Genomic DNA, 14144 nt, shown 5'->3' on the forward strand with positions numbered 1-14144 from the left:
TTACCTATTACCGTTTATTCAAACCCTAATTGAGCGAGTTTCCCTTTTTCATTACCTATTACCGTTTTTTCGAACCCTAATTGAGAGAATGCCCCTTTTTCATTACCTATTACCGTTTACGTTTTGTTCACTAGCGAATAAACATTCCATCGACTCCGTTTTTGCCATTTGTGCTATTTTTAACTAGCACTCAATAAAAAAAGAGTACCTGTTAAGGCACTCTATCACATTAATTTAATTAACAATTCTCAGGCGTACCTTGATTCTTCGCTGTTCTGAATGAAGTACCACAACCACATGATGCAATTGCATTCGGGTTATCAATCGTAAAGCCCCCGCCCATCATGTTTTGTTTATAGTCAATGACTAGACCATTCACAATTGGAGCACTTTCCTCATCAACAAGTACGGATAATCCGTCAATTTCTATTAATTTATCATCCTCAGCTTGTTCTGTATCAAAGCCCATTCCATACGAAAGACCGCTACAGCCTCCACCTTTGACACCGATTCGTAAAAAGAGGTTCTCTTCACCTTCAGCCAGCATCATCTCTTTCACTTGGCTAACCGCAGATTCTGTCAATGTAATCATATTATCCCTCCTTAATAAAAAGCGTAGTCCGTTCGCCCAGAAGCGAGAAAAAATACTGGGCGGCTGTTGAAGTCGCTCTTTGACTTCATAAAGACGAACGAATTTTTCTCGAGCTTCTAACGGACGGAGCTAGATTGAATAAAAAGCGTAGTCCGTTCGCCCAGAAGCGAGAATATCAAGGATCAACGCTAAGTTCGCGCCATCCTGCCGCAACGCCTTGTACCCACGTCCTGTGGGCAAGAACAGCTGTTGAAGTCGCTCTTTGACTTCATAAAGACGAACGAATTTTTCTCGAGCTTCTAACGGACGTAGTTATAGCTAAATTAAATACTCTATAATAAAGTATATAACGGAAAAAAACTCTATACAAGTTTAGTCTATTCTCTAAACAACGATTATGTTTTGCTTAAATTGTCTATATTTAATGATTGTAAAAAAAGAATATAATTATGAGCACGGTCAAGTTCTTGACTGTACTGTAAAACGAGAGGATCATGCATGCCTTTCTGAGCCGCTGTAACGATCATTTTTTCACGTAATTGTTCAATTCGTTCAACACATGCATCATACGTTAACATCTTGCTCATCTCCAATCCCCCTTACGTTTCTCTTTATTTATATTCGATCGCCGTGCATTAGAATACAGAATTGTATTTAAATTACATTTTAATCAATTAACTCTAAAAAGACAACTGTAAAATCTTGAAACAATTATAAATTAATTTGTATAAAAGTGAAAATACCAAAATATTGAATTTAGACCCATATGATGTAAATCTCATTCCTTTAATTCAAATTGCTTTGGTAGTATAATAGAATGTATATTTTACTTTTAATTACTCATTTTCACTGTAGGTATTCTGTCTTAATTTCACCCATATAACAACCTAATGGAATAAATCTTTGTTGATGAACTTGCACTCATTTTATAAGTCATTGCCAGTTTTTGTTCACAACCTAGGTATGACTTCCGTGCTTTGACTCCTTATAAATTAAAAATAAAGGAGCTAAGAACAATGAGTATTCAAATTCCAACTAACCTGTCGCTTATTCAAGAAAAAATCAAACAAGGCATGCGTCTTTCTTTTGAGGATGGAATGTATTTACTGCAATCAACTGATTTACTGACATTAGGACAAATGGCAGATTCCGTACGAAAACAAAAACATGGTCATTATGTTTATTTTATTCAAAACACTCATTTAAATTATACAAATGTTTGCTTCTTAAGCTGTAAACTTTGTGCTTTTGGTCTAAAAGAAAATGATCCACGAGCTTATTCTCTCTCACTACAAGAGCTAGAAAATAAGTTTGTAGAAATGAAGGGTAAAGGCTTTAGTGAATTGCATATTGTTGGTGGAGTCAATCCACGATTGTCATTTGACTATTATTTAGAGATGATGAAGCTTTCCAAAAGGCATAATCCAACTATCCATATTCAAGCATTTACAGCTGTAGAAATTGACTATATCGCTCGCTGTGCTAAGATAACAGTAAAAGAAGCATTATTAAAATTAAAAGAGGCAGGTCTGGATTCCATTTTAGGTGGCGGGGCAGAAATCTTTGATGCTGAAATTAGGAAGCAAATTTCTGGCCACAAAACAACGACAGAAAAATGGCTTAATATCCACAGAATTGCTCATCAAATTGGGATTCGGTCTAATGCTTCCATTTTGTATGGGCACATCGAAAAACCTGAACATATCATTGACCATTTAATAAGGTTAAGAGAGTTACAAGATGAAACAAATGGATTTCAAGCATTTTTTGGGTTTGCCTTCCACCCCGAACATACACGTTTAGCGGAAGAATTTGATATACGCACGGAAACAACTGGTTTTTTAGATTTAAAAATATTAGCCGTTGCTCGTTTAATGTTGGACAACTTCCCACATATTCGGGCCTTTTGGATGATGATCGGCCAAAAATTAGCTCAAGTTTCACTCAGTTTTGGTGTGAATGATTTGGATGGAACGGTTATGGAGGAACAAATTGTCCATGCAGCCGGCAATGATTCTGTTCAAATGATTCCTAAACAATCATTTATCAACATGATTAAAGAAACTGGTCGAATTCCGGTTGAGCGTGATACATTATATCAGACAGTACGGATTTACGACTAGCATTGGAGGAGAATATTATGTCAGCAATAATTACGGATAATCGCCTTTTTGATATTCAAGAAAAATTAAATAATGGGGAGCGTTTATCCATTCAAGATGGCTTGCATTTATACGAAACACCTGATTTATTAGGAGTGGCTCAATTAGCAAATCAAGTAAACTTGAAAAAGAATGGAAACCATGTTTATTTTATCGAAAATATGTATATCAACCCAACAAATGTATGTGAAGCAAACTGCGGGTTCTGTGGATTCAAAAGAAAACCAGGACAAGATGGCGCATATACGATGCATGAAGAGGAATTGCTTGAATATGTTTCGAAACGTTGGAATGATGGAATCCAAGAGTTCCATATTGTTGGTGGTCATAACAATGAGGTCCCATTTGATTATTATTTAGATACGATTCGTACATTAAAGAAACACTATCCACAAGTAACAGTAAAAGCCTATACAGGAGCAGAAATTGAGTTTTTCTCTCGTATTTCTGGTTTAAGCATGAAAGAAGTTTTACAAGAACTGATCAAAGCTGGTCTTGATACAATGCCTGGTGGAGGAGCCGAAATTTTAACGGAACGTTATCGTGCCAAAATGAGTCCAGATAAAGCCTCTACCGATCAATGGCTAGAAGCTCATGAAATCGCCCACGGTCTAGGACTTAAAACACATGCGACAATGTTATATGGTTCCATTGAAAACACAGAAGAACGACTTATCCATATGGACCGTGTTCGTCAACTGCAAGATCGGACAAACGGGTTTATGGTCTTCATTCCACTTGCCATGCAACCTAGAAGTGTCAAAGCAAACCTTAAGCGCCGCACATCTGCTTATGATGATATGAGAACAATTGCGATTAGTCGACTAATGTTAGATAACTTTGCTCATGTTAAAGCCTACTGGATCAACATTGGTGTTCAATTAACACAGATGGCCTTATCATTTGGTTCAAGTGATATTCACGGAACTTTAATTGAAGAAAGAATTTCTCATTCCGTTGGGGCCCTGACATCCTCAGGTATTACACGTGACGAGTTAATTCATCTAATCAAAAGCGCCAATAAAATCCCAGTTGAAAGAGATACATTTTACAACATCATTAAAGAATATTAATAACTGGCAAAGGAGACTGTTGATGCAGTCTTCTTTTTTTGTAATAAATGGATTTCGCATACTCCGCCAGCTCCATACTCTACGCGTTCCGCTGGTGAACCAGGATCCACCTAAACTCCCTTTCTTCACCACACAAAAAAGCCCAAAAGATCACTCCACGGTAACCTTTTGAGCTATACTACAACTCTAACTATCTTTATTTCCGTAAAAAAATTCCTTCACAAATGGTTTCAGCAGCTCCAGTCATCCAAACATGCCCATCCTCTTTCCAGTTAATCGTTAAGTCACCGCCTAGTAAATGAACGACTACATCTTGTCCTTTCGTTGAATAACCATTTAATATGGCAGCAACGACTGCGGCACAAGCTCCGGTTCCACATGCTTGAGTGACGCCTGAACCTCGTTCCCACACGCGGAAGTTTAATTCATTGGTACTGACTACTTCAACAAATTCAACATTCACCCACTCAGGAAAACGTGGATCTTTTTCAATAACTGGTCCGAGTGTCTCGACTGGTGCTTCTTGAATGTTATCGACAAAAAAGATCGCATGGGGATTTCCCATCGATACAGCTGTGACCTCTAGTTGCTCGCTGTTAACGATAAAGGTTTCTGAGATAACCGTTTCTTGCTCATTCCCAACCATTGGTAATGATTTTCTTTCTAAACGTGGCAATCCCATATCAACCGTGACAGTCTGAACCTGCTCTTTTTCTAAATGGACGGTCGCTTCCACAAGTCCGCCTAATGTTTCAATTTGGAAAGTTTGGCTATCTACATACCCATGTTCATAAGCAAATTTGGCGACACATCTTAAGCCGTTGCCGCAATTTTTCGCTTCGGAGCCGTCATTATTAAAGACACGCATTTTCACAGGGGCAACCTCTGATGGACAAATAAGAATCATTCCATCTGAACCAACACCTGTATAAGGATTAGCGACTTTTATCGCGAGTAAAGGTAACTCTTCTTCTAATAATGTTTCCTTAAACATATCAACATATATATAACTGTTTCCTAGTCCATGCATTTTAGTAAAATTCACGTCTACCCCTACTTTCTTAATCGCTGATCAGTCCAAAAATAATCATCATCGGCCTCAAGGATTGTCATTTTCTCATGACAACATGGCATAATCAAAATGGTTTTAATCGATTCTTTAGCACGTTCTAGGTCACGTGCTTTTAAGTTCGTTAATACATGTTCCTCTTCACAAAAAGGACAGGTATGAAAATAAATATCCTTCATCTGTTTTTCATACGGCCATGTATTTACAAATGGAATCACATCCATTTAAATTCCCCCTTGCTCCTATTAAAACATCGGATTTTCCTCTAAATGTTGATATATATTTTCAACGAGCTCTTCCGGTGTATCACCGGCCACATACTCGCCATTGACAAGAGCAAATAAATCATGAGCACAGCTGCCACAATTTGATGTACAACCATACTCGATAATATCAAAGTTCGGATCCTTCTCAAGTTCTTCCATTGCTTTTTGGGACCCGCTCGCTAAATTACTTAAACAAAATTCAATAATTGGTCTCATCTGTCATCACCCCTACTTCTTCAAGCTCTATGCTACTCTGCCGTCTTAATAATGTCAATTTTCTATCTTGTTTTACTAACTTACTATAAAAATGTTGAGAATTTGTCACATTATCGTTATAATCAAAACTGACCACGGTCATTTAAAGAAGGGATCATGTATGAGCGATAAGAAAAAATCACAATCTACAAAAAAGAATATCGAAGAAGCCGCATTGATTTTATTTCAAGAAAAAGGATTTCAAGCAACAACAGTGCAAGAAATCACTAAAAAAGCACATGTGGCAAAAGGAACGTTTTTTAATTATTTTCCAACTAAAGATTCAATTATGAGAGCGTTGGCAAATGAACGGTTAGAGCAAGTCACTTCTTATATTGAGCAACCATCAATAAAAGCACTTCCACTTCATACTCGAATTCGTTCATATTTACATTTTATTTTGGATGGTTATGAGCTGCATCCAAAGTTAACGATCCATATTTTAATGCATGTAATAGAGGAAGAGAACTTACTTAGAAGACATATGCTCCAATTGCTCAATCAAGCATTAAAAGCGAAGGAAATTGACCGTTCGACTTCTATAGAAACGTGGAGCCACCTTTTAGTGGCTACGATTTCTTATGGACTGAAAACCTTTCAAAAGGAACCAACTAAGTCACAGCTACTTGATCAAGTAATGACACTTGTCGAAATAAGCCTTGACACAATCACCGAAAAAAGGAGACATCTTGGAATGAAGAAACTAGTTCTTTTAGGTGGTGGATATGGCTCTATGCGAGCGATGCAACGCCTACTACCCAACGATTTACCGGATGACACTGAAATTATTTTGATTGACCGCCTTCCTTACCATTGTTTAAAAACAGAATACTATGCACTTGCAGCAGGTACGGCTTCGGATCAACATCTTAGAGTCTCTTTTCCTGAAGATCCACGCCTGACGATCAAATACGCAACAGTGACAGATATTAGACTTGAAGATAAACAAGTTGCTTTAGAAAATGATGAAATCGTTGAATATGATAAACTAATTATCGGTTTAGGCTGTGAAGACAAATACCATAATGTTCCTGGTGCTGATGTTCATACTTATAGCATTCAGACAATGAATCAAACGCGTCGTACGTATGAAGCGATCAATAATATTCGTCCTCAAGGAACGGTTTCTATCGTTGGAGCCGGTCTAAGTGGGGTTGAATTAGCTAGTGAACTGAGAGAAAGCCGCCCTGATTTAACGGTTAAATTATTCGACCGAGGCGAAATCATTCTATCTATGTTCCCGAAAAAATTAAGTGTATATGTACAAAATTGGTTCCTAGAGCATGGTGTTGACGTCATTAACAAATCGAATATTACAAAAGTCGATGAGAACGGATTATATAATCATGATGAATTTATTCAAAGTGATGCAGTAATTTGGACCGCTGGTGTCCAACCAGTAGAAGTAGTACGAAATCTTAATGTGGAAAAGGATAAATCAGGACGAGTGATTTTGACACCACAGCACTTTTTACCAAATAATGAAGATGTTTTTGTTGTTGGTGACTGTGCGAGCCTTCCGCATGCTCCAAGTGCTCAACTTGCGGAAGGACAAGCCGAGCAAATCGTTACTATTTTAAAGAAACAATGGAACAACGAACCACTACCAGCAGAACTTCCAAAGATTAAGCTAAAAGGTGTATTAGGCTCTCTTGGTAAAAAGCACGGTTTTGGTTTAATGGGTGAGCGTACTCTACTAGGTCGCGTACCCCGTGTCTTAAAATCAGGTGTACTATGGATGTATAAGTACCATTCTGGTTCATAACCTATTTTTTACTCGTTCATATAAAATCCCACAAAGTCAGATTTGACTTGTGGGATTTTTTTACCTATCCGGAACGTAAACGCTCATTAGTTTGCAGATTGTGTTGTTAACGATTCCACTTTTTTCGTAATTTCTTTTAAATTCGGGTTTCCTTCCCCTACTACTTCACCATTTAAAACGACTAATGGATAAAAATACTCTTCCTCTTTAATCGCTTCGGCATAACGTTGATCCTCTTCACTAATTAACGTTTGCTCAATATCAATATATTGAAATTGTAACCGACTGTTCGGGAATTTCCGTACTAAAGCAGCTTCTAACCATTCACTTGTTTCTTTGGCCGTTGGTAAATGAACACAGCTTGCACATTTCTCCTCTGCTCCATATATACGAAAGGAAATAGATGATGACATAATATGACCTCCTGAGTCTAAATCTTAATCTTTACAATAAGTTGAAATCTCCAAACTTGCAAGCTTCAACCGCAAAATTCCTTGAGGTCATTTTAATCAGTCATTCTCATTTCTAGCTCTTGATTTTCAATAACGCTTTATGTCATAATGATTCTTTCCATAGTTTTAATGTTAAAATATAGGCTTTTGTCCTTCAGCGATAGCTTTAAGATATTCAAGTTGCTCTTTTAATTATAGTTGTTCTAAATAATTATAAAAATCAGCGGCTCAAACATGGATTTTTTTTGCCATCGCTAGTATAATAAAAAGTAGAAAGGAGTTGTTCATTATGTCAGCTACTGTTGAAACATTTGATCAAGTCAGAGAGGTATTGGATAAGCTTCGTCCTTTCTTGCTTCGTGATGGCGGGGACGTTGAACTTGTAGATGTAAGCGAAGATGGGATTGTTCAAGTTCGTCTTCTAGGTGCATGTGGTTCTTGCCCGAGCTCAACGATTACGCTAAAAGCAGGAATTGAGCGTGCTCTTCTTGAGGAAGTACCTGGAATTACAGAAATCGAGCAAGTCTTTTAATGAAATAGTAAACGCCTGAAGCTTTTCAGGCGTTTTTCTTTATGATTTTGAAGAAGAAGTAACCGAGTGGCCCCCTACCCCTCTAATAATATTGCTCATATAATTGTTCTGCTTCTTCTAAAGTAGTGAAAATCGCATCATCCGCTTCAATTGGATGATAATAATCATACAAAAACAGAGCCAACTGGTTTTGTATTTCCGGGTGTTGCTTAATCGTTGCTTTTTGTATCGTAGCAACGGTTTGCGTATGCGGATTCCGATAAATGACATACACACTTTGGCCATCGTATAATTGATTGAGCTCAAGCATCAAAACAACTCCTTATTAGGTCATAAAGTTGTTTTTCCCCTTTTCCTTCTCCTTATACGTTGACATCATTCTATATATGAACCCTACTCCTACCTATCTCTAAGATATTTCTTTTTTCTTTTTCTCTGATAACTGTTGAACTTGAATACCCTCTGTTGCTGGCTGAAGAATCTCTATTTCAAAGCTTGGAAACTGTTCAAGTAAGGCTGATTTCACTAGCCCTCCCTTACCAATCGGTGCCAAACAAAGCATCGTCGGCCCAGCTCCACTTAAAGCAGCACCAAATGCAACGGTCTCATTTTGCACAAAATCAATGACTTTTTGCAAATGTGGAATAAGCTCACCACGATATGGCTGATGAAAAACGTCACGTGACATCATCTTGCCAACAAGTTCCCAATTCTTTTGAAAAACCGCAGCAACTAAAACATTCGCAACACCGCTTCCTCGAACAGCCTGTTTAAAATCGACGTTATTTGGCAACACACTTCTAGCAAGTTTAGTTTTTAATTCTTCAGATGGAATGAGTAAAATCAAGTCCAACTCTGGAATGCCACCGTATAATACATCCGTCTCTTCTTTTGTATGTGTACCAATCGTTAAACCACCGTAAATAGAAGGGGAGACATTGTCTGGATGTCCCTCCCATAAACTCGCAAAACGTACTTTCTCTTCTATGCTCATCTTTGTCTCTAAAAACTGGTTAGCTAACTCCACTCCAGCTACAATCGCTGCGGCACTGCTCCCAAGCCCTCTAGCTAACGGGATATCACTTCTCATCTCTACTCGACAAGGAGGTAGTTCTCCCCCTCTTTCCTTTGCGACATGTTTGGCCACTTCACAAATTAAGTTATCCTCTCCAACTGGGACCCCTTGTAACTCCACTGAATCAGAAGAAAAATGCCACTCCTTGGCTTCTTCCACAATGAGAGTTAAGTAACGATTGACTGCAAGGCCAATTGAGTCAAACCCCGGACCTAAGTTCGCTGTGCTGCCCGGAACCGTTACTTCAAAACAAAGCCGACTCATTGTGTAACACCGCCTTTAATGTGTGAGAGGAAGGCTTCTTCATTGTTTGGCAGAACAACAGGCTTAACGGCGACCGTATCCATTGCTGTGCTTGGATCTTTTAAGCCATTTCCGGTTAATACACAAACCACTTTTGAACCTTTTTTAATTTCACCTGATTCAATTTGTTTACGTAAACCTGCAATTGAAGCACATGAAGCTGGTTCTGCGAATATGCCTTCACGTTTGGCTAACAACTGATAAGCATCCAAAATTTCCTCATCCGTTACATAATCAATTTTCCCTTTAGACTCTTCTGCTGCTCGAACGGCAAAATCCCAACTTGCTGGATTTCCGATTCGAATTGCCGTTGCAACCGTTTCTGGTTCCTCAATCACTTTATTTTGAACAATCGCAGCTGCTCCCTCTGCCTCAAAGCCACGCATTTCAGGTAAACCTGTACCTTTCTTCTCATGATACTCCTTGAACCCCTTCCAGTAGGCCGTAATATTTCCTGCATTTCCAACCGGGATCGCCAAGACGTCTGGTGCTTGACCAAGAGCATCACATACTTCAAATGCCGCTGTTTTTTGCCCTTCAATTCGATATGGGTTAACAGAGTTCACGAGTGTAACTGGCTCTTTTTCACTAATTGAACGAACAATATCAAGAGCATTATCAAAGTTCCCTTTGATTTCAAGTACTTCTGCTCCATACATAACCGCTTGTGCAAGTTTTCCAAGAGCAATTTTTCCTTCTGGAATGACGACGATACAACGCAGCCCTGCCCTTGCTCCATATGCCGCCGCAGCAGCTGAAGTATTACCAGTCGATGCACAAATGATCGTCTTGCTACCTTCTTCTTTGGCTTTGGCAACTGCCATCACCATTCCACGGTCTTTAAAGGAACCAGTTGGATTCGCACCTTCGTACTTTACATAAACCTCTACTCCCCATTCTTCCGATAAATTTTCTAACGGAACGAGTGGAGTATTTCCTTCTTTTAGTGTCAAGATCGGTGTATTTTCGTTTACTGGTAAAAAGTCCTTATATTCTGCGATTAATCCTTTCCAACTGCTCATCCTATTGTCCTCCCTCAACTCGATAACTGCTCTCTAATGAATGTACAACCGCCAGTTCATTTAAACGATTGATTAACAATTGATAATTCTCTTTATTTGTTTTATGCGTAATAATAATAACCTCTGCTGCCTCTTCTCCTTCAATCGGCAATTGCAATAGCTTCTCAAAACTCACCTCATATTCAGCAAATAAAGAAGTAATCGTTGAAAATGTTCCAGCCCGATCAACGACTTTTAAGCGAATAAAATATTGCGATTCAATTTCTTTATCTTCTTTTAAGACACGCTCATGTAGAGGCTCCTGAACCGTCTTTCCATTCACCCCTAGCCTCATGTTTCGAATGACTTGAACTAGGTCAGACATTGCCGCTGTCGCTGTTGGAAGCGACCCTGCCCCTGGACCATAAAACATCGTTTCACCAACTGCTTCACCATAAACATAAACCGCATTATATTCATTATGAACAGAAGATAATGGATGATGATGAGGCAAGAGTGTTGGTTGAACACTCACTTCAATTCGATCCTCATCACGCTGGGCCAATCCGATAAGTTTCATCGTGTATCCAAGTTGATGGCTATAATGCAAATCGGCATCTGAAACAGATGAAATACCTCGTACGCTGACATCATCTAATTGCACCTTCACAGAAAATCCAAGCGTTGCTAAAATTGCCATCTTTCTGGCCGCATCAAGTCCTTCGACATCGGCCGTCGGGTCACTCTCCGCAAAGCCGAGCTCTTGAGCCTGACTTAACACCTCTTCATACGAGCTACCTTCTTGCGTCATCTTCGTTAAAATATAATTGGTTGTTCCATTTACAATGCCCATCATTTTTGTAATACGGTCGGCTGATAATCCATCCGATAATCCTTTCAGAATCGGAATTCCTCCCGCAACACTCGCTTCATAAAATAAGTCACATTGATTCTCTGCAGCTACCTTTAATAATTCGGCCCCATGTAAAGCCATCAAATCCTTATTCGCTGTAACAACATGTTTTTTCTGATTTAAAGCCTCAATTAATTGAAGTTTGGTGTCCTCAATTCCTCCCATCACTTCAACAATAATATCGACTTCTGGATCATAAATTACATCACTTGCTACTTCTGTTAAAATGCTTCTATTTACTTCAACCTTACGCTGTTTATTGACATCACGTACGAGGATTTTTTTGACTTCGACCGGACAGCCGACCTTATGTTGCAATTCATTTTGATGACGCTGAATAATCTCAACGACACCACTTCCGACCGTACCGAACCCTAGTAAACCAACTCCAACTGCTTTCGTCATACTCCCACTCCCATCCTTCAAAATGTTTCTCTTAAATGTACATTTGTTTATCTATAAAGGACATTATAGACCTCATTCCAAAAGAAAACAAGAGTGATTCATCTAATTTTCAAATAATTCTTGATGTTTTTTCTTCTCCTTCTCTTTATGCTCCTTTTCCTACCTATCTGACCAACCAATCCCCACACCTTATTTATAATTGAACTCAAAAAAACTGTTTGGCATCGTTTGCTCAACAGACTCGTTTATTAAATATGAAACTAAATCCAATCAATCCTTGGTGTTCTCCCAGTTGTTCTTGGCATTTTAATATTCTCTTGAAAAACTTGAAGAAAGGTTTCATTATCCCTTTCATGATCCAAAAGCTGAGTAAAACGTTGACCGATTTGAAATTTCTCCTCTCTAATTTGACTCCGATAATAATCTTCAATCGTTTCAAAATAGTGCACAGGAAAGAGAAGACGAGCATACATCAATCGCCATGAGTAACTCGTTAAAGGATTATACTGAGTATACCCTTCTAAGAATGGCTCAACTAAACTGCCATTTCGTTGGTCAAAAATTGAGAATCGTTTCGAACGAATCCACTCGGCTAAATCTCGACACGGGTGATCAAAAACAAACTCAGTTGGACATTTGACAATCCCACCTCGTTCAGACAAGGTCAGCCAAGTCTCCTCAGTAAACCGGCGATGACAAAGTGTGCCTTGCTCCATTTCACTTGTTCGATCATCTAACCCTGCATCAACAGCATACTGAATCGCATTTTCTGTGATCCCCATATAATAAGGGTACGTATAAAGGAAAGCTTCATCGACTATTGTTTGCGGTCCTTCATAATTAACTTGAAAATACCATTCCTCCAGTTGCTCCAATCTTTGTTGCCAAAGATTAGGCCATTGGCCAAAATAATCATATTGTTTGCGGTTTTGAGAAGTTTGTTTGCCATAATGATGGACGATCGCTAAATGTTCACCTCGTTCATAATCATTATTAATTTCTAACCCTGCTCTTTCTTCTTGACTAGGCAATTTGAATAAATAAACGTCTTGACCATCAATGAAGCCACTATTTTTTTTCAACTTTGTCGGCACTAATTGTAACACCGTACTGTCCCCGATCGAACGCAAATACTCACTATAATAAATCATTTCTTCTTCTGTTGAAGCTAAATGCTCCTTTGGAAATAATAAATATTGCTCGGTCTCTGTTTGAAAACCGTCATAATGACCAAATCGGGTTCGTGAATCGCAATAAATGCCATAATAATCATAAATATTTCTTTCAAACATTGACACACCACCTCATTATTGTGCCCATTTTAATACAGTGTATGACCTAAAGCATAAAATGTTTACGCCCACCGTAAACTAACTAATAAGTGCTATTAATTTTACACCAAGAATAACAAAAAAGACTTACTACTTTTGTTAAGGGGGTTTTTCATATGAAACCAGAAAATGAATACGGAGTCGTCGAAAAAGCAGCACGTGAATCGTTAACAAAAAGAGGAGTTACAATAGAAGATATTGCTGATCTTGTCTATTTTTTGCAAGTGAAATACCATCCTGATCTTACACTTGAAACCTGTCTCGAAAATGTCGATCGTGTAATTGGGAAACGTGAAGTACAAAATGCTATTTTAACAGGTATTCAACTAGATATTCTCGCCGAAGAAAAGAAACTAATCGCACCTTTACAAGGAATCATTGAAAGAGATGAAAGCTTATACGGTGTCGATGAAATCATCGCTTTATCGATCGTCAATGTGTACGGCTCCATCGGATTTACAAATTACGGGTATATCGATAAACAAAAACCAGGCATCCTCGAAATGTTAAATGATAAATCAAGTGATAAATGCCATACCTTTTTAGATGACATTGTCGGGGCAATTGCAGCCGCAGCCTCAAGTAGATTAGCACACCGAGCTGCAAATGTGGAATAATTAAAAATTGTATGTGACAACTGCCTATCTCGAACTACAAAGACACTTAATCGTCAAATGAAGCCATTAGCTATATAAAAGTATAGTTAGTGGCTTCAGAGGGGACTTTATAGGACAGTTGAATTAAAGGTACTCTCAAATTTAACACCTGCACCATTGAACTACTCGCCTCTTAGCTAACGCTTGAAGTGGGAGATTCTTGGGAACAGAGCGTACTTGCCAGCCGATTTCTTTGCCGACAGAGGTTTCTCTTATGGACCAAGCTATCCCCGTCGATTCCTACGGTTCTGAATGTTGTTTTAAGCCGTGTGGAAGGTTCTTACCCCTTCAGCC

Annotated in this window: 16 protein-coding genes and 1 pseudogene; 6 read left to right on the forward strand and 11 right to left on the reverse strand. The window is 38.6% G+C overall.

Annotation, left to right across the window (positions count from 1 at the left end; all coding sequences use genetic code 11):
* Positions 1 to 238: 238 nt before the first annotated feature.
* Both BALCAV_RS18445 and BALCAV_RS18450 read right to left on the reverse strand, forming a co-directional pair.
* The gene (locus BALCAV_RS18445; RefSeq protein WP_004429082.1) at positions 239 to 592 is read right to left on the reverse strand and encodes a HesB/IscA family protein; all 354 of its coding nucleotides are present in this window, start codon (positions 590 to 592) and stop codon (positions 239 to 241) included.
* A gap of 395 nt (positions 593 to 987) precedes the next feature.
* A complete protein-coding gene (locus tag BALCAV_RS18450; protein WP_004427914.1) occupies positions 988 to 1179 on the reverse strand; it encodes an aspartyl-phosphate phosphatase Spo0E family protein in 192 nt (63 codons plus the stop codon).
* 429 nt (positions 1180 to 1608) lie between these two features.
* Here BALCAV_RS18450 and mqnE (BALCAV_RS18455) point away from each other — a divergent pair, with 429 nt between their 5' ends.
* Both mqnE (BALCAV_RS18455) and mqnE (BALCAV_RS18460) read left to right on the forward strand, forming a co-directional pair.
* Positions 1609 to 2715 carry an aminofutalosine synthase MqnE gene (gene mqnE / locus BALCAV_RS18455; protein WP_004427918.1) on the forward strand — a complete coding sequence of 369 codons (1107 nt, stop codon included), beginning with the start codon at positions 1609 to 1611 and terminating at the stop codon, positions 2713 to 2715.
* A 17-nt stretch (positions 2716 to 2732) separates the two neighbouring features.
* Positions 2733 to 3827 carry an aminofutalosine synthase MqnE gene (mqnE, locus tag BALCAV_RS18460; RefSeq protein ID WP_004427920.1) on the forward strand — a complete coding sequence of 365 codons (1095 nt, stop codon included), beginning with the start codon at positions 2733 to 2735 and terminating at the stop codon, positions 3825 to 3827.
* Positions 3828 to 4023: 196 nt separating this feature from the next.
* Here mqnE (BALCAV_RS18460) and dapF read toward each other — a convergent pair whose 3' ends face one another.
* Genes dapF through BALCAV_RS18475 form a run of 3 tightly spaced genes read right to left on the reverse strand, consistent with a single transcriptional unit; the run spans position 4024 to position 5378 of the window.
* Positions 4024 to 4857 (reverse strand): diaminopimelate epimerase, encoded by an 834-nt coding sequence (dapF, locus tag BALCAV_RS18465; protein ID WP_004427922.1) that lies wholly within the window; start codon positions 4855 to 4857, stop codon positions 4024 to 4026.
* A 23-nt stretch (positions 4858 to 4880) separates the two neighbouring features.
* Positions 4881 to 5120, reverse strand: a complete 240-nt coding sequence (locus BALCAV_RS18470) for a hypothetical protein (RefSeq protein WP_004427925.1) — start codon at positions 5118 to 5120, stop codon at positions 4881 to 4883.
* A gap of 21 nt (positions 5121 to 5141) precedes the next feature.
* The gene (locus BALCAV_RS18475; RefSeq protein WP_004427929.1) at positions 5142 to 5378 is read right to left on the reverse strand and encodes a YuzB family protein; all 237 of its coding nucleotides are present in this window, start codon (positions 5376 to 5378) and stop codon (positions 5142 to 5144) included.
* Between the two features lie 160 nt (positions 5379 to 5538).
* On the opposite strand from BALCAV_RS18475, the pseudogene BALCAV_RS23460 reads away from it, so the two are divergent.
* Together BALCAV_RS23460 and BALCAV_RS18480 are read left to right on the forward strand one after the other, a co-directional pair.
* A pseudogene (locus BALCAV_RS23460) lies at positions 5539 to 5706 on the forward strand (TetR/AcrR family transcriptional regulator); the annotation flags it as partial.
* A gap of 405 nt (positions 5707 to 6111) precedes the next feature.
* A complete protein-coding gene (locus tag BALCAV_RS18480; protein ID WP_004427931.1) occupies positions 6112 to 7182 on the forward strand; it encodes an NAD(P)/FAD-dependent oxidoreductase in 1071 nt (356 codons plus the stop codon).
* A gap of 86 nt (positions 7183 to 7268) precedes the next feature.
* On the opposite strand, the gene BALCAV_RS18485 is transcribed toward BALCAV_RS18480, so the two are convergent.
* Entirely contained in the window at positions 7269 to 7595 is a 327-nt protein-coding gene (locus BALCAV_RS18485; RefSeq protein WP_004427936.1) for a YuzD family protein, read from the reverse strand.
* A gap of 328 nt (positions 7596 to 7923) precedes the next feature.
* Between BALCAV_RS18485 and BALCAV_RS18490 the strand changes: the two genes are divergently transcribed.
* Positions 7924 to 8166: a NifU family protein gene (locus tag BALCAV_RS18490; RefSeq protein WP_004427939.1), complete on the forward strand. Its 243-nt coding sequence runs from the start codon at positions 7924 to 7926 to the stop codon at positions 8164 to 8166.
* Between the two features lie 82 nt (positions 8167 to 8248).
* Here the strand turns inward: BALCAV_RS18490 and BALCAV_RS18495 are convergent, their stop codons facing one another.
* The 5 genes from BALCAV_RS18495 to yutH form a co-directional block, all read right to left on the reverse strand.
* Positions 8249 to 8476, reverse strand: coding sequence for a transcriptional regulator SplA domain-containing protein (locus tag BALCAV_RS18495; protein WP_004427940.1), 228 nt, complete (start codon positions 8474 to 8476; stop codon positions 8249 to 8251).
* A gap of 99 nt (positions 8477 to 8575) precedes the next feature.
* Positions 8576 to 9505 carry a homoserine kinase gene (gene thrB, locus BALCAV_RS18500; RefSeq protein ID WP_004427941.1) on the reverse strand — a complete coding sequence of 310 codons (930 nt, stop codon included), beginning with the start codon at positions 9503 to 9505 and terminating at the stop codon, positions 8576 to 8578.
* Complete coding sequence (thrC, locus tag BALCAV_RS18505; protein ID WP_004427942.1) at positions 9502 to 10566, reverse strand: threonine synthase; 1065 nt, start codon at positions 10564 to 10566, stop codon at positions 9502 to 9504. The genes thrB and thrC overlap by 4 nt, the downstream gene beginning before the upstream one ends.
* Position 10567: 1 nt before the next feature.
* A complete protein-coding gene (locus BALCAV_RS18510; protein WP_004427943.1) occupies positions 10568 to 11863 on the reverse strand; it encodes a homoserine dehydrogenase in 1296 nt (431 codons plus the stop codon).
* Positions 11864 to 12123: 260 nt separating this feature from the next.
* Positions 12124 to 13155 carry a spore coat putative kinase YutH gene (gene yutH / locus BALCAV_RS18515; RefSeq protein WP_004427944.1) on the reverse strand — a complete coding sequence of 344 codons (1032 nt, stop codon included), beginning with the start codon at positions 13153 to 13155 and terminating at the stop codon, positions 12124 to 12126.
* Between the two features lie 155 nt (positions 13156 to 13310).
* Between yutH and BALCAV_RS18520 the strand changes: the two genes are divergently transcribed.
* Positions 13311 to 13811, forward strand: a complete 501-nt coding sequence (locus tag BALCAV_RS18520) for a phosphatidylglycerophosphatase A family protein (protein WP_004427945.1) — start codon at positions 13311 to 13313, stop codon at positions 13809 to 13811.
* Positions 13812 to 14144 lie beyond the last annotated feature (333 nt).

The organism is Alkalihalobacillus alcalophilus ATCC 27647 = CGMCC 1.3604 (assembly GCF_000292245.2).
Lineage (GTDB): Bacteria > Bacillota > Bacilli > Bacillales > Bacillaceae_D > Alkalihalobacillus > Alkalihalobacillus alcalophilus.

What these genes read in the sequence shown, in the direction of transcription:
- BALCAV_RS18445 (WP_004429082.1), bottom strand. Translation starts at nt 592, where the DNA reads ATGATTACATTGACAGAATCTGCGGTTAGCCAAGTGAAAGAGATGATG.
- thrC (WP_004427942.1), bottom strand. Translation starts at nt 10,566, where the DNA reads ATGAGCAGTTGGAAAGGATTAATCGCAGAATATAAGGACTTTTTACCA.
- mqnE (WP_004427918.1), top strand. Translation starts at nt 1,609, where the DNA reads ATGAGTATTCAAATTCCAACTAACCTGTCGCTTATTCAAGAAAAAATC.
- yutH (WP_004427944.1), bottom strand. Translation starts at nt 13,155, where the DNA reads ATGTTTGAAAGAAATATTTATGATTATTATGGCATTTATTGCGATTCA.
- BALCAV_RS18450 (WP_004427914.1), bottom strand. Translation starts at nt 1,179, where the DNA reads ATGAGCAAGATGTTAACGTATGATGCATGTGTTGAACGAATTGAACAA.
- BALCAV_RS18520 (WP_004427945.1), top strand. Translation starts at nt 13,311, where the DNA reads ATGAAACCAGAAAATGAATACGGAGTCGTCGAAAAAGCAGCACGTGAA.
- thrB (WP_004427941.1), bottom strand. Translation starts at nt 9,505, where the DNA reads ATGAGTCGGCTTTGTTTTGAAGTAACGGTTCCGGGCAGCACAGCGAAC.
- BALCAV_RS18475 (WP_004427929.1), bottom strand. Translation starts at nt 5,378, where the DNA reads ATGAGACCAATTATTGAATTTTGTTTAAGTAATTTAGCGAGCGGGTCC.
- dapF (WP_004427922.1), bottom strand. Translation starts at nt 4,857, where the DNA reads ATGCATGGACTAGGAAACAGTTATATATATGTTGATATGTTTAAGGAA.
- BALCAV_RS18480 (WP_004427931.1), top strand. Translation starts at nt 6,112, where the DNA reads ATGAAGAAACTAGTTCTTTTAGGTGGTGGATATGGCTCTATGCGAGCG.
- BALCAV_RS18470 (WP_004427925.1), bottom strand. Translation starts at nt 5,120, where the DNA reads ATGGATGTGATTCCATTTGTAAATACATGGCCGTATGAAAAACAGATG.
- BALCAV_RS18510 (WP_004427943.1), bottom strand. Translation starts at nt 11,863, where the DNA reads ATGACGAAAGCAGTTGGAGTTGGTTTACTAGGGTTCGGTACGGTCGGA.
- BALCAV_RS18485 (WP_004427936.1), bottom strand. Translation starts at nt 7,595, where the DNA reads ATGTCATCATCTATTTCCTTTCGTATATATGGAGCAGAGGAGAAATGT.
- BALCAV_RS18495 (WP_004427940.1), bottom strand. Translation starts at nt 8,476, where the DNA reads ATGCTTGAGCTCAATCAATTATACGATGGCCAAAGTGTGTATGTCATT.
- mqnE (WP_004427920.1), top strand. Translation starts at nt 2,733, where the DNA reads ATGTCAGCAATAATTACGGATAATCGCCTTTTTGATATTCAAGAAAAA.
- BALCAV_RS18490 (WP_004427939.1), top strand. Translation starts at nt 7,924, where the DNA reads ATGTCAGCTACTGTTGAAACATTTGATCAAGTCAGAGAGGTATTGGAT.